Annotated in this window: 32 protein-coding genes and 1 pseudogene; 6 read left to right on the plus strand and 27 right to left on the minus strand. The window is 34.6% G+C overall.

The features are described from left to right. Positions 1-34 precede the first annotated feature (34 nt). From MKX39_RS18040 to MKX39_RS18130, 19 genes are all read right to left on the minus strand, one after another. Positions 35-310 carry a hypothetical protein gene (locus tag MKX39_RS18040; protein WP_340770898.1) on the minus strand — a complete coding sequence of 92 codons (276 nt, stop codon included), beginning with the start codon at positions 308-310 and terminating at the stop codon, positions 35-37. Between the two features lie 34 nt (positions 311-344). Continuing rightward, positions 345-758, minus strand: coding sequence for a hypothetical protein (locus tag MKX39_RS18045; protein ID WP_445678035.1), 414 nt, complete (start codon positions 756-758; stop codon positions 345-347). A gap of 44 nt (positions 759-802) precedes the next feature. Further along, positions 803-1,534, minus strand: coding sequence for a DUF2786 domain-containing protein (locus MKX39_RS18050; RefSeq protein ID WP_340770904.1), 732 nt, complete (start codon positions 1,532-1,534; stop codon positions 803-805). A 70-nt stretch (positions 1,535-1,604) separates the two neighbouring features. Beyond that, entirely contained in the window at positions 1,605-2,381 is a 777-nt protein-coding gene (locus MKX39_RS18055; protein WP_340770906.1) for a DNA-methyltransferase, read from the minus strand. A 111-nt stretch (positions 2,382-2,492) separates the two neighbouring features. After that, positions 2,493-2,663 carry a hypothetical protein gene (locus MKX39_RS18060; protein ID WP_340770908.1) on the minus strand — a complete coding sequence of 57 codons (171 nt, stop codon included), beginning with the start codon at positions 2,661-2,663 and terminating at the stop codon, positions 2,493-2,495. 43 nt (positions 2,664-2,706) lie between these two features. Then, positions 2,707-3,462, minus strand: coding sequence for a hypothetical protein (locus MKX39_RS18065; RefSeq protein ID WP_340770910.1), 756 nt, complete (start codon positions 3,460-3,462; stop codon positions 2,707-2,709). A gap of 329 nt (positions 3,463-3,791) precedes the next feature. Further along, positions 3,792-3,956 (minus strand): hypothetical protein, encoded by a 165-nt coding sequence (locus MKX39_RS18070; RefSeq protein ID WP_340770912.1) that lies wholly within the window; start codon positions 3,954-3,956, stop codon positions 3,792-3,794. Positions 3,957-3,967: 11 nt separating this feature from the next. After that, positions 3,968-4,120: a hypothetical protein gene (locus tag MKX39_RS18075; protein ID WP_340770914.1), complete on the minus strand. Its 153-nt coding sequence runs from the start codon at positions 4,118-4,120 to the stop codon at positions 3,968-3,970. Beyond that, positions 4,117-4,599, minus strand: a complete 483-nt coding sequence (locus MKX39_RS18080; protein ID WP_340770916.1) for a hypothetical protein — start codon at positions 4,597-4,599, stop codon at positions 4,117-4,119. Before MKX39_RS18080 ends, MKX39_RS18075 begins: the two co-directional genes overlap by 4 nt. Further along, positions 4,596-5,885, minus strand: a complete 1,290-nt coding sequence (locus tag MKX39_RS18085; RefSeq protein ID WP_340770919.1) for a replicative DNA helicase — start codon at positions 5,883-5,885, stop codon at positions 4,596-4,598. The genes MKX39_RS18080 and MKX39_RS18085 overlap by 4 nt, the downstream gene beginning before the upstream one ends. Continuing rightward, positions 5,882-6,688, minus strand: a complete 807-nt coding sequence (locus MKX39_RS18090) for a conserved phage C-terminal domain-containing protein (RefSeq protein WP_340770921.1) — start codon at positions 6,686-6,688, stop codon at positions 5,882-5,884. The genes MKX39_RS18085 and MKX39_RS18090 overlap by 4 nt, the downstream gene beginning before the upstream one ends. 60 nt (positions 6,689-6,748) lie before the next feature. Further along, positions 6,749-6,886, minus strand: a complete 138-nt coding sequence (locus MKX39_RS18095; RefSeq protein WP_340770923.1) for a hypothetical protein — start codon at positions 6,884-6,886, stop codon at positions 6,749-6,751. Beyond that, on the minus strand, positions 6,879-7,136 hold the full coding sequence (locus MKX39_RS18100; protein ID WP_340770925.1) for a hypothetical protein: 258 nt from the start codon (positions 7,134-7,136) through the stop codon (positions 6,879-6,881). The genes MKX39_RS18095 and MKX39_RS18100 overlap by 8 nt, the downstream gene beginning before the upstream one ends. Continuing rightward, positions 7,129-7,788, minus strand: coding sequence for an ORF6N domain-containing protein (locus MKX39_RS18105; RefSeq protein ID WP_340770926.1), 660 nt, complete (start codon positions 7,786-7,788; stop codon positions 7,129-7,131). The genes MKX39_RS18100 and MKX39_RS18105 overlap by 8 nt, the downstream gene beginning before the upstream one ends. 47 nt (positions 7,789-7,835) lie before the next feature. After that, positions 7,836-8,240 carry a helix-turn-helix domain-containing protein gene (locus MKX39_RS18110; RefSeq protein WP_340770928.1) on the minus strand — a complete coding sequence of 135 codons (405 nt, stop codon included), beginning with the start codon at positions 8,238-8,240 and terminating at the stop codon, positions 7,836-7,838. 161 nt (positions 8,241-8,401) lie between these two features. Continuing rightward, on the minus strand, positions 8,402-8,674 hold the full coding sequence (locus MKX39_RS18115; RefSeq protein WP_340770931.1) for a helix-turn-helix domain-containing protein: 273 nt from the start codon (positions 8,672-8,674) through the stop codon (positions 8,402-8,404). A 203-nt stretch (positions 8,675-8,877) separates the two neighbouring features. After that, a complete protein-coding gene (locus tag MKX39_RS18120) occupies positions 8,878-9,108 on the minus strand; it encodes a hypothetical protein (RefSeq protein ID WP_340770934.1) in 231 nt (76 codons plus the stop codon). 7 nt (positions 9,109-9,115) lie between these two features. Then, a complete protein-coding gene (locus MKX39_RS18125) occupies positions 9,116-9,331 on the minus strand; it encodes a hypothetical protein (RefSeq protein ID WP_340770936.1) in 216 nt (71 codons plus the stop codon). A gap of 39 nt (positions 9,332-9,370) precedes the next feature. Beyond that, the gene (locus tag MKX39_RS18130; RefSeq protein WP_340770938.1) at positions 9,371-9,568 is read right to left on the minus strand and encodes a helix-turn-helix transcriptional regulator; all 198 of its coding nucleotides are present in this window, start codon (positions 9,566-9,568) and stop codon (positions 9,371-9,373) included. Between the two features lie 135 nt (positions 9,569-9,703). Between MKX39_RS18130 and MKX39_RS18135 the strand changes: the two genes are divergently transcribed. The 5 genes from MKX39_RS18135 (at position 9,704) to MKX39_RS18155 (ending at position 13,593) form a co-directional block, all read left to right on the plus strand. After that, positions 9,704-10,072 (plus strand): helix-turn-helix domain-containing protein, encoded by a 369-nt coding sequence (locus tag MKX39_RS18135; protein ID WP_340770940.1) that lies wholly within the window; start codon positions 9,704-9,706, stop codon positions 10,070-10,072. A gap of 128 nt (positions 10,073-10,200) precedes the next feature. Beyond that, positions 10,201-10,854 carry a DUF3862 domain-containing protein gene (locus MKX39_RS18140; protein WP_340770943.1) on the plus strand — a complete coding sequence of 218 codons (654 nt, stop codon included), beginning with the start codon at positions 10,201-10,203 and terminating at the stop codon, positions 10,852-10,854. Positions 10,855-11,046: 192 nt separating this feature from the next. Next, positions 11,047-11,883: a hypothetical protein gene (locus tag MKX39_RS18145; RefSeq protein ID WP_340770945.1), complete on the plus strand. Its 837-nt coding sequence runs from the start codon at positions 11,047-11,049 to the stop codon at positions 11,881-11,883. Positions 11,884-12,028: 145 nt separating this feature from the next. Then, a complete protein-coding gene (locus tag MKX39_RS18150) occupies positions 12,029-12,520 on the plus strand; it encodes an ImmA/IrrE family metallo-endopeptidase (protein ID WP_340770947.1) in 492 nt (163 codons plus the stop codon). 50 nt (positions 12,521-12,570) lie between these two features. After that, complete coding sequence (locus tag MKX39_RS18155; RefSeq protein WP_340770949.1) at positions 12,571-13,593, plus strand: tyrosine-type recombinase/integrase; 1,023 nt, start codon at positions 12,571-12,573, stop codon at positions 13,591-13,593. Positions 13,594-13,729: 136 nt separating this feature from the next. Here the strand turns inward: MKX39_RS18155 and rpsI are convergent. After that, positions 13,730-13,795: pseudogene (gene rpsI / locus MKX39_RS18160) on the minus strand (30S ribosomal protein S9); the annotation flags it as partial. Between the two features lie 276 nt (positions 13,796-14,071). Between rpsI and MKX39_RS18165 the strand changes: the two are divergent. Continuing rightward, positions 14,072-14,572, plus strand: coding sequence for a membrane lipoprotein lipid attachment site-containing protein (locus tag MKX39_RS18165; RefSeq protein ID WP_340770951.1), 501 nt, complete (start codon positions 14,072-14,074; stop codon positions 14,570-14,572). Positions 14,573-14,594: 22 nt separating this feature from the next. Here MKX39_RS18165 and MKX39_RS18170 read toward each other — a convergent pair whose 3' ends face one another. From MKX39_RS18170 to MKX39_RS18200, 7 genes are all read right to left on the minus strand, one after another. After that, a complete protein-coding gene (locus tag MKX39_RS18170; protein WP_340770953.1) occupies positions 14,595-14,762 on the minus strand; it encodes a hypothetical protein in 168 nt (55 codons plus the stop codon). Between the two features lie 14 nt (positions 14,763-14,776). Next, positions 14,777-15,106 (minus strand): YolD-like family protein, encoded by a 330-nt coding sequence (locus MKX39_RS18175; RefSeq protein ID WP_340770955.1) that lies wholly within the window; start codon positions 15,104-15,106, stop codon positions 14,777-14,779. Between the two features lie 11 nt (positions 15,107-15,117). Beyond that, entirely contained in the window at positions 15,118-16,377 is a 1,260-nt protein-coding gene (locus tag MKX39_RS18180) for a Y-family DNA polymerase (RefSeq protein ID WP_340770957.1), read from the minus strand. Further along, a complete protein-coding gene (locus MKX39_RS18185; RefSeq protein ID WP_340770960.1) occupies positions 16,374-16,577 on the minus strand; it encodes a LexA family protein in 204 nt (67 codons plus the stop codon). The genes MKX39_RS18180 and MKX39_RS18185 overlap by 4 nt, the downstream gene beginning before the upstream one ends. Next, positions 16,574-16,795 carry a transcriptional regulator gene (locus MKX39_RS18190; protein WP_340770963.1) on the minus strand — a complete coding sequence of 74 codons (222 nt, stop codon included), beginning with the start codon at positions 16,793-16,795 and terminating at the stop codon, positions 16,574-16,576. Before MKX39_RS18190 ends, MKX39_RS18185 begins: the two co-directional genes overlap by 4 nt. A gap of 97 nt (positions 16,796-16,892) precedes the next feature. Next, positions 16,893-17,990: a HigA family addiction module antitoxin gene (locus tag MKX39_RS18195; RefSeq protein WP_340770965.1), complete on the minus strand. Its 1,098-nt coding sequence runs from the start codon at positions 17,988-17,990 to the stop codon at positions 16,893-16,895. After that, the gene (locus tag MKX39_RS18200) at positions 17,983-18,321 is read right to left on the minus strand and encodes a type II toxin-antitoxin system RelE/ParE family toxin (RefSeq protein ID WP_340770968.1); all 339 of its coding nucleotides are present in this window, start codon (positions 18,319-18,321) and stop codon (positions 17,983-17,985) included. The genes MKX39_RS18195 and MKX39_RS18200 overlap by 8 nt, the downstream gene beginning before the upstream one ends. Positions 18,322-18,469: the final 148 nt, after the last annotated feature.

Consider the following 18,469-nt stretch of genomic DNA (forward strand, 5'->3'; position numbering starts at 1 on the left):
TGTCTTGACGGAGACAGGAGAAATCTTGTCTTTTTTATTCAGTCACTTTCCTACCTCTGATAGGTCTTCTAATTGCCTCCTCTTTGGTGAATCTTCCACTTTTATATCTTCTACTAGCTGCAATTAATGAGATTCCATTATTCCTCATGATTTCTCGTTCTTTTTGATTAAATATGTTACTCACTCTCTTATCTTGAAGTGGTTCTGTTGCAGCTCTTTCGTATTCCCAATTGTTTTGTATCCTTGACAAGTAAACTGCATCAGGTACACCATTACATCTTGCTACCTTTCTCCAATGTTGGAAGTCCAAACTAATTCCTCCTTCTCTAAATGAGGACTAATAATTATTTGCTCCTCTCAATACGTTCTCTTACACGCTTTTCATTAAATTTCCAGTTAACCCATGTATACAGTTCCTCTAGCATAAAAGGTTCGCTGCAGGAAGGACATATCGGCATCATTTTCTTGCCACGATACTGTTTTTCCAGATTTCTAATCACTAATAGATGAGGCTTATAGTCTATGATTTGCTTTCGTTGTTCCAATAAATATTCGACTTGCCTATTCCTTTCTTCATCAGCACGAGCAAGATCATGTAAAGCGTCATAAGGATCTATGAAAGCTCCACAACTACTACAAGTAACTCTGCGATTCGATGTATCTAAAACAAATTTTCTATTATCACATTTGCAGAACTTTTCAAGTCCTCTTGCAATCCTCAGTTGATCTAGCCCAATAATTTTGTCTGGTAAATCCAAATCCATATCCTCCTTCTAGTATCAAATAATGTTCTGCATATTCGCTACATAACTATATCTTCATCGATGGTTGATTTCGTATAATCGATTCTATTGCCTTCAATAAATCCTTTTTCAAAAGCAAGAGCTTCTTCAACCGGCGGTAGTTTAAACGAGATCCCTTTTTTACCTCCAAAACGATTGTCATATTCTTCTACTACTTCTATAGGAACTAGCACCATAAGACCATATTCCTGTTGCATTTCTTTGACCTGTTCTTCAAATTTTCTTTCAAGCCCTTGTAAAAATCCACGCATATAAGAATTTTTTACTCCATTTGTTATACGGTGAACCCTTGATCTTTTTTGATTCTCTTCATAATGGTCCTCAACATATCTATTGCTATAGAAAACCAATGCTTCATAAGCTAATAAATACATTTCTTTCGCTAATGCAACATCATTTTGAAAACCTAAAAACATAATTGCTCTTTTTCTTTGACTGCTGTTATCGAAAAGTTTGTTATTGTAATAGAATTTCACCCTGAAATTTTCAGAAATAACCTGAGCTAATTTTCTTTCCCACCAGAACAACTTTTTATGCACTGTTACTTGCCCATCTTCTAATGATTGAGAATTACTTTGTTCTTCTACTTCTGAACTAGAAATATCGTGTTTCATCATTAATTTTTGAGCTAGGATAAACGCAGATTGTGACTCTTCATCATTTTTTTGATCGTTAGCAATGGATAATAACCCTTTAATTTTATTTATGATTGCTGCGTTTCTATCGGTCAATTTATTTCACCCTTTCTTATTCCGCTTTTCACTAAGAAGGCGGTAGAAACCGCCTAATTCATTCGTTTAGTTATTCTTCATGCCCTTTTATAATTACATCAGGAAAGCCCAATTCTTTTCTGTTTTCGTTAATTCTACTTAACCCTTTTTCGCAATACTCCTCTTGAAGTTCAAAGCCGATCCAGTTTCGATTAGCGTTATCACAGGCAATTGCGGTAGTAAACCCACCCATACAGTTATCCAGGACCGTTTCGCCTTCATTGGTATACGTCCGAATAATGTATTCAAACAGGTCTATTGGCTTTTGTGTTGGGTGAAATGTCTTGCTTTCTCTTGGGAAGTCAAGAATGGATTTAGGGTAATTCTTGTGTCTCACTAAATGGTATTTATTTAACGTCTTATTTTGTTTACCCAGCACTTGCATTGATGGATTACTCTTCACTATTTTTGGTTTAATCTTCATAATTCCCTGTGGTTGATAAGTAGGCAATTTCTTGTAAAACACACAGACGTTTTCGTGGTTTTTCAATGGCATGCGGTTGGCATTTTGAAAACCTGTTACATGGTTACCTTTTTTCCAAATCCATTCATATCTGAACCATTTCATATTTGATGCAATCAATTTAGTGGTAAACGGTTGGCTAGCAGTGAGTACGATTGCTCCATTGTCTTTAATCACTCGCTTGTAATGCTGCCATAATTCTTCAAACGGAATGATAGAATCCCAATCGCAATTCGTAGTTCCATATGGCAGATCGCACAGTATGAGATCAACCGATTTATCTGGAATATGCTTCATCCCTTCTAAGCAGTCCATGTTATAAATTGTGTTTAACTCGATATTCATTGTTGTTTCCCCTCTCAGTGTGGTATATTAATAAGGGGAACATTAGTTCTCTATGAGTTGAGGCTTGGAGACAAGTCTCTTTTTTTATGAATATCATGGTAGAAATGTGAACTATAAACTCTGGATAATTTCAATAGCCTTATCTAGAGATAAACCTTTTAAATAGCATTGATAACCTAACTCTAATGTGTAGACAGTACCTTCACTTAGATGTTTTTCTTTTTGAATTTCTTCAAGTGCTTTACCGTTATCTCGCATCTTCAAATACGTTTCAATTGTCATTAATACTCATCCTTTCTCTGTGATCTCATGTTCGAACTGAGAATTAACTCCAATCGACTTCCGGTCTTTTTACCACTTCCAATTCGTCAGTTAAATAATCATCATTCAATATAATTTGAGTTCCAGCTTGCTTTAATCGCATAAGGAATATTTCGAAATCGCTCAAATTCCTTAATGACTGAATGTAATGATTTTCTAAGAATCCGCTATCTATTCTCCATTTGTCTTTATAAATATCTTTCCAAGAATAAACGGGTAATTCAAAGCCTAATTTTTCATCTTCATCACAAGTAAAAGTAACTGTTCCTCTAATCATCGAACTAGAATAACGAGATTTCTCGAATTCCTCGACAGACATGGATGCAGTCACATCGTAATAAGTTGGCTCCCCATCGTCATAACAAATTTCTAAATCATCAGTTTCCACATTTTTAGCAACATATTTTTTCCATTCCTCAAAAACTTCAGATATATTGATTTCCTTTTTATCTAATGGAATCATTAAATCTTTGAAATTATCCAATATATTTTTATTCTCTGATGCAGTGCTTTTTAATACTTCAACCATCACGTGATCCAGCTTCACAATATACTCACTGTAGTCGTAACCTTCCAGGTAAGGAATCATAACCGACTTGATTTGTTTTTCAATTACTTTTGTAACTTCACCATAAGAGCCAAGTAAATCTTTAAGAGCGTTTTTCACACCATTTTCTAATTGTTCGGCAATTAATTTTTCAACAAATCCTTCTTCTAATTTTTTTGAGATAACGTCCTTAATGTTGTTTTCTAAGTTCATTTTTTTCTCTCCCTTATTTGTTTTTTGCTACACATTTTGTGTCTCATTCGTCGCACCAATATATTTCTTGAATATTTCCACGACTTATCCACAATTAAATTTATTATGTTGATAACTATATCTGGTGTTGTGCAATCAATTGTTTGCGTAATTTCTAGTTCTCTTTGCATATTCTTTAAACTCTCTCAGGTCAGCGTTTTCATGGTGGCAATAACGGCAACGGATTGCATGCGCTTTTGGTAATTGATTCAACTCAAGATCTAATGACAAAATAAGAGGCGTTCTACAATTTTCACAAATGCAAAATAAGTTATTATGCTTACTTCTATTCATACCATTTCAACCTCCATTTCTGTTTCATCTGCATATCCAAAGTCAAAAGTAAGGAACACACGATCACACTCATGACATTTTTTGAGTTTTAAAAAGCTTTCGAGATTGTTTGTTTTACTTAACAAGTCAGCTACTTCTTGACTTAAACAATTAGGGCACATGTGAAGACCTCCTATTTGTACTTCTTCGATACTCTTTCGTAGGTATCAAGCAATTCTTCATCACTTAACTTTTCGAGATACTCTTCCGCATATTTCGAATTTATACTAATTGAAAAAATGATTGGATCCCGGTCGAGTTGTTTTCCAGATTCTTCATAAGTCATCCTGCTGCCTCATTTCTAGATAGTTGATAACAAACGTTTTCGCCAGCTACTGCATGTCCAATATAAGCTGGATACTGTACAAATCTCTTACGATATTCGAAAAAATTCGTGCTCAGGTTAGGAGTAGCAAAGTGCATGTACTTTGACATTAAACGAGTGCTTTTTGTAATTTTAGTTCCTTGTTCACCAAATAAATTTTGATGTAATCCACTTGCAGCGAGTATATCTTCTGCAAAGTAGAAAGCGAATAGGCTTGGATTATTAGTCGTAATAACGAACAGTTTAATTCGTTCAATGCCAAGAATATTTTGATCGGTGAGTTTTTGAATCGCTTCTTGATTTAGAACTATTTCCTGTAACTTATTGGCATCATCTTCGAGACCGATTATTTTTTCAGAAAGTGCCCAAAAAATTGCATGAGCAACAAATTTCATATCGTATTCAACCGCACCATCAAAAAGTTCTTTAACTGTTATCACGAAGTCCCCCTGTTCCCCCAATCAATGTTGAGTAAGCGTCCTGTTTCTTTGATATAGGCTGCCATTACTGTTCCAGTTGGTCCGTTACGATGTTTGGCAATTATCATTTCTAACATGTTGGGATTCTCTGTTTCTTTGTCGTAATAATCTTCCCGATAGAGAAAAGCAATTACGTCTGCATCTTGCTCAATATTTCCCGAATCACGTAGATCACTCATCATTGGCCGTTTACTTTGCCTTGCTTCAACGGCACGACTTAATTGGGATAAACACACTACTGGACATTTAAATTCTTTGGCCATTTGTTTTAAGTCCCAACTGATCTGACCAATGATTTGAGTTTGGTTGTCTCTTGGATTTTCGCCTCTTATGATTTGCAAATAGTCGATAAAGATAATTGGTTCCTTGTTAGGATTTTCTTTGATCAATTGCCTTGCTTTAGATTTTATTTGAGCAACTGTCAATCCCGCCCTGTCATCGATCTCTATATTTGCTTCGCTCAATCTGGTTAACGTTGGTATCCATTTGTTTTTTTGTTCTTCCGTAAAAAATTCAAACGGTTCACGCATTTTTAATCGACTATAATTACCTGTTGTAGCAATCAACCTGTCTATCTCCGTTTCCTCGCTCATCTCTAACGAAAATACAATTGGCAAGTACCCCGCCCATCCAGCACCAAGTGCAAAGTGATTCATAGTGTCCGTTTTGCCCATCGATGGACGAGCTGCTAATATTGTTAGTTCACTCGGCTGAAACCCATTTAACATCTTATCCAAATCACTTAGTCCGGTTGTTATACCTTTTTTTGCAAAAGATTTCATATAAGGTCGTTCAGCCATTCTCACAAGTTTTTGTTTAACATTGGTTTCGTTTGAACCATTCTGTTGATTCTGTAAATCATCTAGAGCTTTTTGAATAGCTGGCAGTTCCCAATTCTCTGTTTGTGCCTGGAACAATATATTGCTTTTTTTCTGTTCTCTCCAATGGTCAGAAAGAATCGTTTGATATTGTTCAAACTTTACTGAGTTCTCGAAATTGATAAGATCCAGCAGGTAATTAGCTCCTCCTAATTCGCTTGGCTCTTTAACTGTTAAGAGAGTAATATAATCGGCGGATTTATTTGAAGCCACTAGTTCTTGCATTCCTAGGAAAATGTTTTTGTGAATCTGTGTATTGAAATATTCCGCTTGTATACCGCTATCGGCAATCAAGTAGTTCTCTTTTAACATCGTGCCCAAAATACTTTTTTCAGCAAGCTCTACGCTTAGTTCAAGTGTTTGATTCATTCCAACTCTTCTCCTTTGTTAAAATCTAAATCAAATGGTTTAGGTAAGGGTGTTGTATTAGGCTTTCCAGTAGTGCTTGGTAAGCCTCCTTTTGTATTCTCGTTCAAATAGTTTTCGAAGTTTGTTGCACTGAACAATGTGCTTGGTCGTAAATAGGCATTCATTTCAGGATTGTTCAACCACTGTGCTACTTTTACATCGATTACACGTTTGAAATCATCTAGTGTGTATCCGTCTCTTAATCTCCCGTTAATAAATTTTTTCGCTGATGAGGTTTTTGGCTTGAAGCTTTTATTTGCTTTTGAATTTAGATAATTAATAATTTCAGATACGATGTTGAGCTCATGCTCGACATTATTATTCTTAATACTCTTAATCTCTTTAGGTATTGCTAGGTGCATTATGCCCTCATCACTCGGTATGTTTTGCACCTCTCCATTGGTGTATTCTGCCCCGTTGGACGGTGCATTTTGCCCCGTCGTCACATAACACTTTGAATAGTCGATTCGATACCATTTGGTCTTGTCCATTTTCATGCGGTTATAGGCTGACGTCGAAATGACGTACCCTTCGTTTTCAAGTTTGTGAATCGCTCTCTTGATAGTGTCTGGAGACCAAAATGGAAATTCCTCGTCTCTCCATTCTTCATATGTCTTGTAAACCCATTTGTACCCGTCCCGTACATTATTTGATATAAGGGATCGGAAGTGTAGCTGTTGTAGCACTATCGCTGCATTTAACCCCACCTGTTTTGCTAACGAGGGTAGCACTTGCAAGGGTGGCTCGTTGATTAATAAATTCATGAATAGCCCTCCATTTTCTTGACTAAAAGATATATTTCAGAGATAATAAATGTAATATTGTTACTCAAACCGCTGACCAACTTTGCCGAGTTGTTCAGTTTTTTTATTGTCTTCAGGACTGTTCCATAGTTTAGTAGCTGACACTGCAGCAACAATAGTAAATAAGTAGATGAAAATTTGTTCGGGACTGTTAAACACTTCGCTTCACCACCTTCACGTTAAAGCCTTGTGCATGTAATTCATTAACCGTTTGATGCATAGATAGTTTTTGCAAAGATACTAACTCTCTTAATGCTTTGATAGAGTCTTCACAACTGGCGATAGCTTGCTCGTATTCTCCACGAACCATATAGACTTTAATGAGGGTCAAGTAATCTTCAATTCGTGACTTTCCTTGCATAATTTTTGATGTCAGATTATCTTGTTCCTGCTGATTTAAGTTAACCATTCCATTTCTCCACAAATTTTATTGCTAACTGTAAATCATCCTGTTTTACATCACGATAAGACTTTACAGAGAACTTAACTTTGATAGATCTATAAATTCCTCCGAACAATGCAGCCCGTTTACCTGCATCTTTTTCTAAAGCATACACTCGCTCACCAACGGCTTTTTGTAATCTAATTTGCTCGCCAGAATTTAAGGTAATTTGTTCACGTACTCTCGATTCGATTGCCAACACCCTCTTTTCTGTTTTTTCTAGCTTTTCCTCCAGCTCGACTATTTTGTTATTTTGAATTGCAATTAATTCTTCTGGGGACTTTAATTGGCTTGTGACTTTGTAATAGTTATTTACCAATAGTTCATATGCTTGCCAAGCTTTATCGTTGTTAATAGACTTAGCTAACATCCATGCCCCTTGCTCTGACCACAAATATAGACTTGAAGCGAATTTAAGGGTGGCGTCACTTTGACGACTAGCTTTAAATTCTTTTAAAGCTTCACCGTTTAAAGCAAAGTAATGTTCTCCTTCGACAAAGCGCTGATTATTTCTTTGAAAGTTTCGGAGAAGTATTTTGCTTTCAATCCCAAAAGACTCCGATACCTGAGAAGTAGTTAAAACTCTCATTCCTTCTCGTTCAATAACTTGTATCTCCATTTTTCACACTCCATTTAAGGGCGACGTCAATTTGACGACTTCCTTATTTACTGACTCACTTGTCCTACATATTCTTCTAATAGTTTTGGAGAGATGTGATACGTCCATTTAGTTGACATTTGAATTGCAAATCCAAAGGGTAGGATATTTCTCTGCAAACCTATTCTTATAAATTGTTCTGATTTCCCCATCAGTTTGGCAGCCTCTGAAACTCTTATATTCATAACCTTTTCTTTTGATTGTTCGTTATTAGAAGCGCCAATTAGATAAGCTGCTGAAACGTCCAATACCTTAGCTATCTTTTCTACTGTGTCTATTTTTGGGTCATTCTTACCTGCAAGGTATTGACTAATAGAAGATTTTCCAATACCCGTAAGTTCGGATAACTGAGCTTGTGACACGTTCTTTTTATTCATAACTTCTTTTAATAGTGTCGAAAAATTAGAAGACACTCGATACACCTCCTTTCAATGGTTGAATCACATCAAGAAATTCACAAGAAGAGGAGGAGGTCTTGTGAACTTCTTGACGAGAGCCAAACTCTACGTCATAATTGAAGCTACATATAATATTTTTTAACGACTGATTAACTTTCCCGAGTTGATCAGTTTTTTTATATTGTTAGCCATAATGCAAATCCTCCCGCTATTATTGGTAGTAACTGTTGGATCATCGTTATTCCATCCATTCCGTACAAAAATGCTACCGCTACTTCCTGAGCATTTGTTGCGTTTACCCATTGTAAGAATGTGTTCATATCTGGAACCTTTGTATCTTTTTCAAACTTACTTACACAAGACTGTGAACGGTTTAATCTATGTGCCATTTCTTCTTGTGTGAAACCTGCTCTTTCTCTACATGCTTGCAATATTGCTCCGTATCTCATTTCACAACTCCCTTGTATATATTCCAAATTGGAATACTATTAAATAGAAAATAGATTTAAAATAATTATTAAGAAGCCACCACATATCCTCGCAATTCATCTTATAATTTCAAGCATTCCCCCTTTTCAGGCTGTCGATTGGCAGCCCCTCTAATCTCATTTCGAAATTTTATCTAATACTTGATAAGAGATACGCAACAACATTAATACCATGTGCCATCTTTTGAGTAATGCCACCAATCCCCATTTTTGTAATGCACATTCACACAACTTTCTTCTGGGTTGCTTTCTACTTTTACAACATCCGAAAGTGTAAAGTTCTTTCTCTTCTCCAGTCCCATAGCACGATTATGTTCCGCATATACTTGCAAAAATATTCTGTATTCACTCTCTGTTAAATGATCTGCAACAGGTAACTTTTTCATTTTATTCATCCCTTCTCTATTGAGCATAAATTGTTGACAGTGGCTCAATTTTCAAGAAAAACCCCTCTGATTTTGCCTGTGCAAATTCTTTCGAGGTGTACTGCATAGACCACTCATGACCAAAAACTTCAAACATTTTTTCTCTCGCTATCTCAGGAGAACTTGCTTCAATGACTGCGTATTTATCCCATAAAGGTTGCCCTCCACCAAATGTGAAAATGTGTTTATTCATTCTTTCACCTCATTACAATTCACCACATATCGTGTTGTTTTATGAGAAAAAAATTTCACCTACCGTTTTTTTATAGTAAGCCGCAATTCTAATTTTAATCTCATCTTTTGGAATACGCTGTCCATTCTCATACATCTGTAATGTACTCACACTTATTTCTAATGATTTGGCAACTTCTTCTCGTGATTTATCTCCTCTAAGTGAGATTAAAGTTTCTGCAATTTCATTTTTGTTCACTATTTCACATCCTCTCACCACAATTCGTGTTCCTTAAAATAAATATACACAACACGAATTGTGTTGTCAACACATTTTGTGTTGATTATTTCAAATAACGCATATTGTGTTAAAATATATAGTAGGTGATAACTTATGAATTCCATTGGAAATAGAATTAAGAAGCTTAGAACAGGAAAAAAGATTACTCAAAAAAGATTTGGGGAAATTTTTGATTTGGCTGAAAGTACTATTGGAATGTATGAAAGAGATGAAAGAAAGCCTGATTACGATACCTTATGTCGTATAGCTGATTATTTTGAAGTTTCTTCTGATTACTTACTTGGTCGTAAATCTACTCCAACTATTTCTCCAGAAGAAAAAGATGAGGCTGAATTTCAGGCATTTAAGGATGATCCATCTTTGGAAAAATGGTACATGGAGTTGCCGAAAAGTGAAGAAGAGGATTTACAAAAGCTTCGTACTATATGGGAAATGATTAAAAAAGATGTAAATAATAAATAGAGATGTGGCTATGCTAGGTCTCTTTTTTTATACATATATAGTAGTTATATTTACACAAGCCTATGGACATACGGATGTGTTTTACTTATACAATTTTTCTAGTTTTTAAAAACAAGGGAGTGTTTGGTGTGAAGAAGTTTTTTAAGTTTGGTTGTTTAGGAGTTATTGCACTTGTAGTTCTAGTGATTATTATTGTGGCTTTAAGTGGTGGAGGGGATGAAGAGACAACGACAACAGTTGACACCTCTTCTGCTGGAGAAACAACTAAAAAAGAAAGCCCATCCTCAGAAAAAGAAGAAACAGCTGCTGATGAAGGTACATTAACAGAAGAAAAATTTGCAGAAATTACAAATGGCATGACTTATGATGAAGTGAAAGCTATTATCGGCTCGGAGGGCACATTGTTGTCTGAATCAGGCGAGGCGGGAACTGACCTTCATACCGCTATCTATGAATGGACTACTGATGCACTATTCTCGTCAGCGAATTTCACATTTCAAGGTGGGAAACTACTTAATAAATCGCAAGTTGGAGTTTCTAATGGCTCAGATGTAACTATTACTCTCGATGAATTCAATAACATAGCAAATGGAATGACAGAAGAAGAAGTATTTGAAATTGTTGGTGGTGCAGGAGATATATCTTCTGAGTCAGGAGACAAAGGCACTGATTTTTACACAATAATGTATGAGTATTCAGGCGAAGATGGCTTTGGTGCAAACGCTAGTCTTATGTTCCAAGGCGGAAAATTGCAAAACAAATCACAATTCGGGTTGGAATAAACAAAATATCTTTCAAAACAAGGTTGATCACTAAATAGGAACGAATAAAAATCACAATAATAAAAGAGATTTGGGTTTGCCAAGTCTCTTTTTTCATAACTTATTAAATAAAGTTTGGTAATAAGCAGTATCTGGTGATTATTTAACAATGCGCTTTTAATAATTCGATTTAATTTTGGAGATGAAAATAAAATGAGTTTGTTAGTTTCAGAACTATTATCTTTCAATAAGGATAATCCTTTATTTACCCTATTTTTAGGTGTTTTAGGGGGTTTCGGTATTCCTTTAGTTTTATATTTAATGAAAAATTTAACTTTAGATCCTTTTGATATTAAACTTCTACATAAAAATAACCATACTGGAATCAAAATAGCTAAGAGTCTTACTTCAATATCGTTAATAGCTCTATTCATTTGTGGAATGGATTGGTATCTTTACTTTATAATAAAACAAACTTCAGTATTAGAAATTGTTTTATTAATCTTTCTTCTAGGCTTTCTATTATTTTATACATTAAATTTAATAGTTTTTGGTATTCATAAACTTATATATAAAATAAAGAGAAGAAGAGGTGTTAGTCAAGCACCCCAAACAGAAGGAATTTTTAATAGTTATATTAACAATTTTAATCTTATATTTATTCTTAGTACAACATTTCTTTTTGTTCTAATCAGTACATTCTTGCTTGTAGTTTTAGACACTGCTGGTGAAGAACTTGAATACCTTATTGGCGTTTCACTTATATTTTCACTATTCCCAAGCATTGTAATTTTTTCCTATAAACCGAATAATAGAACTATAAGTTATGAATTGAAAGAAATACTGACTGATCCTATTGCGATTGCATCCCAAAAATTAAATTTGGAATATTCTATCGATAAAACATCTTCAGTTCTTTCAAATAAAGAGAAGAACATTGTAGCAATCAAACATAATCATGATGGCAATTACTGTGTTGAAATATATAATGTCATTGGGATATATCGACCTACCTCTGACGAGCCAGGGACACCAACATCTGAGAATTAAGTAATGGTAAATATCATTTTATTTAAAGTTAGAATATGTATAATTAATTAAGAAGAAATTACTTCACAAAACCATCCCTTCCATTTGGGATGGTTTTCTTTTATACTAAAACCAAACGTGCGTTCTAATTGATAGGAGAGATATTATGTACCAATACAACCACTTAGAAGATTACATCAGAAAATTTTATTCTCAACTAAAAATTTTTAGACCGTCAGATTTGGATTTTAGGAGGATTGCTAAAGATTTAAACATTAAAGTATTTTATTGGACACACAAAAGCCAAGCTTTGTTTCTTAAAGGGAGAGCATTTATTTTCTTAAATATGAATCTATCATTTCATCAACAATATCAGGAGTTCATGCATGAGCTATGCCACATTTTATTCCATGCGGGAGATCAAATGAATATGCCCCCCCTTTTTCGTGTCTATCAGGAGTCTAAAGCAAAAAATTTCACGCTTCATGCTTGTATTCCAACTTTCATGTTAAATGATATTAATTTGCCCCGGGACATAAATGCAGCAACGCATGTAATTCAGCAAACATTTAATGTTGAATTTGACTTTGCTATGAGTCGATTGAATTTATATATCAATAACCATTGTTTTATGCCGTCTTGGAATACTGCTAATTAAACGAATCTTCTACAATTGAACTATCAGTAATCGAAAAGAAGGTGGTAAACATGAAAAACCCCAACGGATACGGATCCGTAATTAAATTAGGAGGAAAGAGGAGAAAACCATTTGCAGCAAGAATAACTGTAGGATGGAACGATCAAGGAAAGCAAATTTTTGAATACCTTGGTTATTATGAAACACGACCTGAATGTATGCTGGCTTTAGCTGAATACTATAAGAATCCATATGATCTTACAGCAGGAAAAATTACCTTTGCAGAAATTTATGAAAAATTATCTAAAGAAAAGTTCCCGAAAGTCTCACAATCTAACATAAACGGCTACAATGCGGCTTACAAGCGTTCTGCTACACTTCACGATATGAAATTCATAGAAATAAAAAAACCTCACCTACAGGCTGTAATCGACGATTGTGATAAGTCTCATGGTACTAAAAGAAAAATAAAAGTATTGTTCAATCAAATGTATAAATACGCTTTAGAAAACGATATTGTAACAAAAGATTATTCGAAATTCGTTGATCTTGGAAAGAATACTGATAAGAGCACTAGAAAACCCTTCACAGACGAAGAAATAAAACTTCTATGGGATAATCTTGGCAGAATGGATTTCATCGATACAGTGCTAATTATGATCTATACAGGGATGAGACCAGGCGAGGTAATTACAATCGAAAATGAAAATATTAACCTGGAAGGTAGACATTTCACTGGTGGTATAAAAACAGAAGCTGGTATTGATCGTGTAATTCCAATCAACAAAAGGATTCATTCACTTATTGAAAATCGAATGAATAAGGATAATAAATTTTTCATCGTCAATCACGAGAATAAACAAATGAGTTACTACAATTACTACGAAGAGAAATGGAAGCCGATTATGGAGCAATTAGAGTTAACTCACAAACCACATGACTGCAGACATACATTTGCTACCTTAATGGATAATGCAGGCGCAAATAAGCTCTCTATTAAGCGTATAATGGGACATGCTTCTACAGATATTACAGATAAGGTATACACGCATAAAGATATTGATCAACTTATAAAAGCAATAGACTTACTTTAATTAGACCCATTTAATTTGTATACTACGTGTGTATTACTTGTATACTACCTATGTAATTCGATGGCTTTTTATATCACTTTATAAACAAACAAATCCCCCAACCGCAATGGTTGAGGGATTTGTAAATTGAACTGAATTAACGTTTTGAGAACTGAGGTGCACGACGAGCGCCTTTAAGTCCTGGTTTTTTACGTTCTTTCATATATCTAATATATGAGATTGTATATGCGTATACGGATTGGGTGGGCGCTCAATATTTATTATTTATACCAACCACGTCATATATCTATTTATATGAGTATTAAGATTCCTGTGGTCAAAAGTGTGGTCAAAAAACTTTCGGTGGTCAATTTGTATTTTCTAATTTCGGTTTCTATCCGTTTAATTATTTATATAGAAGAAACTATTTTAAAATTAACTATACACTGTTTCTTTTGTATATTAGTATTATGGTGAATATATGTAAGGGAGGTTTATTTTGAAAAAGTTATTATTTACATTGTCGTTAGTTTTTTTATTGACGGCATGTGGTGAGGAAGAAGAAAAAGTTGTTGTAAAAGAGCCTGTCGTTGAAGAAGTTCCTACAGAAGAAGTGGCAACATGGCAGGACAAGGTAACAGAAATAGCATCCTCGGATGGAACTACCGGTGAAAAATTCGATGCAATTAGTCTATATGCTATGGACTATCCAGTAACAGAAGAAGAAATGAATACTTTCGTGGAGGATATTATTAAAGAATATCAAGCTGGAAATTATTTAGCTGACCTCGAAAACCATGAATATATGATTACAAATTTATTTAAATCCCAAGCAGTAGATGAATTTTTTAATGAAGATGATATTAATGCAAAACAAAGCTTCGCTTTCGACTTCTGGCAAAATAGCAAATACACTTATCGTGGAGTAGATGCTGTAGATAGTGAGGAAGTGAAATTTAATGAAAATCAAATGGATAAATGGCTTCTAGAATTAAAATAAAAATAAACCACCTTCCATTTAATTATGGTTGGTGGTTTTTATCTTCTACTATATTTTTTACTTCACATAAATTACCTAATACCAATAATTCTTTTTTATTCATTCGTGACATTTCATCTAATGCACCTAGTAACAATTCTGGAGAATGTTCGTCAAGTAACTTATAAAATACCTCTTCCGTTCTATCCAATTCATTCACAACCTTTAATCCATGATAGTTACATCTACTATTTCATCAAGCTTTAATGATAACAAATAAAATGGATCTTGCAATTCGATTTCTCGCTTCTGCAAATTTACACCTTCAACAATCCCTCTATTATAGATAAACGATCCATCCCTCCACAACTTCACTTTAGTGTCAGCTTTGCTTTTGATGGCCATATCCAAAGTATGTTGAATGGCATCATAATCCCATTCGTCTAGGTTTGGTCTCGGTTCCCTTTTTAGTTCCTGGTTGTAATTTTTCAACATCGACACATGCTCAGTTAACATCATGCCTTGCCATTTCATCATTCCACGATCATTAATCAACCTAAGTCCCCCTAACCTTTATGTCCACCGACCATTTTCGACCTTTTTACAGCTGTACCTGCAGGAGTATAAGAAACAGCTCTTAATAATGCAGAGGAACCATATCGGTTGCGAATGCTATCCATAGCGGTTGCAAGCTTTCTTTGTTTCCAGTTACTTTTTTCAAATAAACTTAATTGCATTGAATGTTCATCTTCAAGTTTTGTTATGGAGAGGGATATTTGTCTTACTGGACTTCTATTATAATTTTCTTTTAACAAGTCTAAACAAACCTTATATATTTTCATGGTATCGTTTGTTGCATCATGTATTGTTCGAGCTCTCTGAAATCCACCGCCGAAAGCATTCTTACTATAGCCAATCCCTAATGAAATAGTTCTAGCTGCTTGGAAAGTATCTCTTGCCCTCTTTGCCACGTCTTCACACATTTCCAACAGCACTGCACATACCTCTTCAATTTTGTTATAATCACGCATCAATATTTGACTTTTACCGTAGCTTATCTGTCCAGCTACAACGGGTGCTCCTAACTCTGATAAATCAATACCATGAGCATGATGGTATAACTGATTCCCCATTATGCCAAACTTATCTTCTAATAACTCTAAAGGTGTTCTAGCTAATTGACCTATGCTAGTAATTCCCATATTATTTAATGTCTTTTCAGTTCCTCTACCGATTCCCCACATTTCCGATACTGGAGTAACTGGCCATAATTTTGTTTGCACATCATCATATGTCCATTTAGCAAAACCTGTTTTCTTCGCATCTAGATCTAGTGCAAGTTTTGCCATTAACATATTTGGACCCATGCCTGCGGTTGAATGCAATTGTAAGGTGTCTAATATTTCTTTCTGTATTTCTTTAATAGTGTTCTCAGGAGGACCCCAAAGTTTTTCAGTGCCTGTAAGGTCAATAAATGATTCATCCACACTGTATACATGTACGGCTTCAGGTGGAACATATTTGTGGAGGATATTTGTAACAGCCATCGACATTTCAAGAAAGTACTGCATTTTAGGTTCGAAAATTTTAATATCTGGATTATTAGGTATTTCAAATAACCTTGTTCCTGTCTTCACACGAAATCGTTTTTTCATTGCTGGGGATGCTGCTAAAACGACAGAACCTTTTTGTTCTAAATTACCAACAACAGCAATAGGTACTGTTCTTACATCTAAGTCGTGTAATACTGCAATACAAGAAGCGTAGAAACTCATCATGTCAACACAAGCAATTGAGCGGTTAGGTAATTTACTGTAATCAATCATCGGATTATTTGCAAAGTTCTTGGGGATGAGTTAATGAAATCGATATAGCCGTTTTTCCTCATTGTTTCTAGATGTCCGTGAATCGTAGAAGATGATTTAAGTCCCACTGCTATGCCGACCTCTCTCATTGATGGAGAATATTTATTTTCAGCTAAAAAAATTTTGATGTACTCATAAATTTGCAATTGACGTTTGTTCATACTACTTCACGCTCCTTATGAATGACGGGAACACATGCGAGCACATTATTCATAATAAAAGTACGTTTAGCATTTCTCATAAAGCAAAACACCTGAAAGGTATCGCCTTGAATCCTCAGTACCTTCACTCTTCTTTGGCTTATATTACCCTTAGAATCCATATACATTAATTCAACTAGCTGATTACGTTCCATACATTTCATTAAATTTATACGCACATCTGTTCCCTCCTTCTTTCGTTTAGTATACGAACATTCGTTTGATTTTACAACTAGTAATTTTTGGACAAATAAAAAAGCGCCTATTTAAGGCGCCTTAGTCGTCCGTCCATTGATATCTAACTTTTAAATCATTCATGTAACTCCAAGGTATTTTCTTTTCATTTTGAAGTCTGCCGACAATTATACCTGGATGAATACCAATTTCATTAGAGAAATCTAAAATACTCTTCCTACTTATTGGTCTGCTAAGAAATGCTTTGTAGTCTTTGGGAGGAATAAGGATATTTGCAGCGAACGCATCGGCTTCATGTTCAGTTTTATCTTCCCTGTACTTCGAAAATTCAACAAATGGTTTTTTCTCATGTAATAAAACGTGCCCTAACTCATGAAAAAGTGTAAACCATAGACTATCATTTGTTTTATATCTAACACTCAATTGAATGATTGCTTTTGGCTTTGGTGTAAGCCACCTAGTCAAACCACTTACTCGACTTCCCTTTAATTCAGGTACAAATACAATGGCTACACCAAACGAGGAACATATCTCTTGTAGTTTTGGGATAAAAACCTTAGGATCTGTTTCAGTTGTTAGTTTTCTTATTTCCGATAATTTACTCATTGCACTTCTTTTATCGAAAGGTAATGTAATTATCTCACTTGCCTCGATTTCACCTTTTCTAATCCAACAGATAAGTGCATATTCATTTATTGATAATTCGGGTGTAATTCTATAGGCGCCTTCCAAAATTTTAGTGTCAGTAATTAAACTGTACATAGCTTCAAATGAAGAAACCCCAAAATATTTCAGCAGTGTATCTACTTTATTTTCTGGAGTTTCTTTATCTTGTGGAATCCACTTTCTTTTTTGAAGTTCTTTGATAGGGAACTTTTTTAATTCACCTATCTGCATTTCTAGTTTTTTCTTTCTTTCTACTTCAGCTAATTGTTCTTGATAATTCTTCTCTAAATTGTTCCAAAAAGATGCTTCAATAGAAAAAACATTTTCTAATTTGGTAGCTGTTTCGTAACTAATTGACGCTTTACCTTTAACGATTTCATTAACCGTCTTTAAAGAAAGTTCTATCCTACTAGCCAACTCTTTTTGCGTCATATTATAATGCTCAAGTAATTCATTAATTGTCTCACCTGGCGCAATAATATAATCTGGTTCAAATGTGATCAGATTAGCCATGATAATTCACAACCTCAATAATACTAATTTTTGTTATTTTTTCTTTAGGATATTCAGTATCCTCTATTACTGACAAATCCTCATCCAGACACTGGAAAACAATTCTATACTTTTCTTTAGTCCAAACCGCAAACTGGTTTTTTCTACTACCTTTTAGTTTATGCAATCCAATTGGAGGAACATGAGAAATTTGACTCAAGTTATCTGCAGCTTTTAATTGAGTGATCCTTAATGCAACAGTATCAGCAACTTTAGTTGGGAAGGCTTTGTTTAGCTCTACCCTATTATTACAGGTTTTATTCCATTTCTTTGTATGAAAATAGATCTCCAATATAAGCACCAACTTATTAACGTAAAAGGTTAATCCTTTTCAAGAAGTATAACATAATGCTAACGTTTGTCGATAGCCTATTGCTCAAATAAAAAAAGCGACCTACCCAATTAAGAGTAAGTCGCTAATCTTAGACAATACGATGCCC

This window comes from Psychrobacillus sp. FSL K6-1464 (genome assembly GCF_038003145.1).
Classification (GTDB): domain Bacteria; phylum Bacillota; class Bacilli; order Bacillales_A; family Planococcaceae; genus Psychrobacillus; species Psychrobacillus psychrotolerans.

Coding starts and splice junctions, on each gene's coding strand:
- MKX39_RS18055 (WP_340770906.1), bottom strand. CDS start 2,381: ATGAATATCGAGTTAAACACAATTTATAACATGGACTGCTTAGAAGGG.
- MKX39_RS18060 (WP_340770908.1), bottom strand. CDS start 2,663: ATGACAATTGAAACGTATTTGAAGATGCGAGATAACGGTAAAGCACTT.
- MKX39_RS18065 (WP_340770910.1), bottom strand. CDS start 3,462: ATGAACTTAGAAAACAACATTAAGGACGTTATCTCAAAAAAATTAGAA.
- MKX39_RS18070 (WP_340770912.1), bottom strand. CDS start 3,956: ATGTGCCCTAATTGTTTAAGTCAAGAAGTAGCTGACTTGTTAAGTAAA.
- MKX39_RS18075 (WP_340770914.1), bottom strand. CDS start 4,120: ATGACTTATGAAGAATCTGGAAAACAACTCGACCGGGATCCAATCATT.
- MKX39_RS18085 (WP_340770919.1), bottom strand. CDS start 5,885: ATGAATCAAACACTTGAACTAAGCGTAGAGCTTGCTGAAAAAAGTATT.
- MKX39_RS18090 (WP_340770921.1), bottom strand. CDS start 6,688: ATGAATTTATTAATCAACGAGCCACCCTTGCAAGTGCTACCCTCGTTA.
- MKX39_RS18100 (WP_340770925.1), bottom strand. CDS start 7,136: ATGGTTAACTTAAATCAGCAGGAACAAGATAATCTGACATCAAAAATT.
- MKX39_RS18105 (WP_340770926.1), bottom strand. CDS start 7,788: ATGGAGATACAAGTTATTGAACGAGAAGGAATGAGAGTTTTAACTACT.
- MKX39_RS18115 (WP_340770931.1), bottom strand. CDS start 8,674: ATGAGATACGGAGCAATATTGCAAGCATGTAGAGAAAGAGCAGGTTTC.
- MKX39_RS18120 (WP_340770934.1), bottom strand. CDS start 9,108: ATGAATAAAATGAAAAAGTTACCTGTTGCAGATCATTTAACAGAGAGT.
- MKX39_RS18125 (WP_340770936.1), bottom strand. CDS start 9,331: ATGAATAAACACATTTTCACATTTGGTGGAGGGCAACCTTTATGGGAT.
- MKX39_RS18135 (WP_340770940.1), top strand. CDS start 9,704: ATGAATTCCATTGGAAATAGAATTAAGAAGCTTAGAACAGGAAAAAAG.
- MKX39_RS18145 (WP_340770945.1), top strand. CDS start 11,047: ATGAGTTTGTTAGTTTCAGAACTATTATCTTTCAATAAGGATAATCCT.
- MKX39_RS18150 (WP_340770947.1), top strand. CDS start 12,029: ATGTACCAATACAACCACTTAGAAGATTACATCAGAAAATTTTATTCT.
- MKX39_RS18155 (WP_340770949.1), top strand. CDS start 12,571: ATGAAAAACCCCAACGGATACGGATCCGTAATTAAATTAGGAGGAAAG.
- MKX39_RS18180 (WP_340770957.1), bottom strand. CDS start 16,377: ATGATTGATTACAGTAAATTACCTAACCGCTCAATTGCTTGTGTTGAC.
- MKX39_RS18185 (WP_340770960.1), bottom strand. CDS start 16,577: ATGAACAAACGTCAATTGCAAATTTATGAGTACATCAAAATTTTTTTA.
- MKX39_RS18195 (WP_340770965.1), bottom strand. CDS start 17,990: ATGGCTAATCTGATCACATTTGAACCAGATTATATTATTGCGCCAGGT.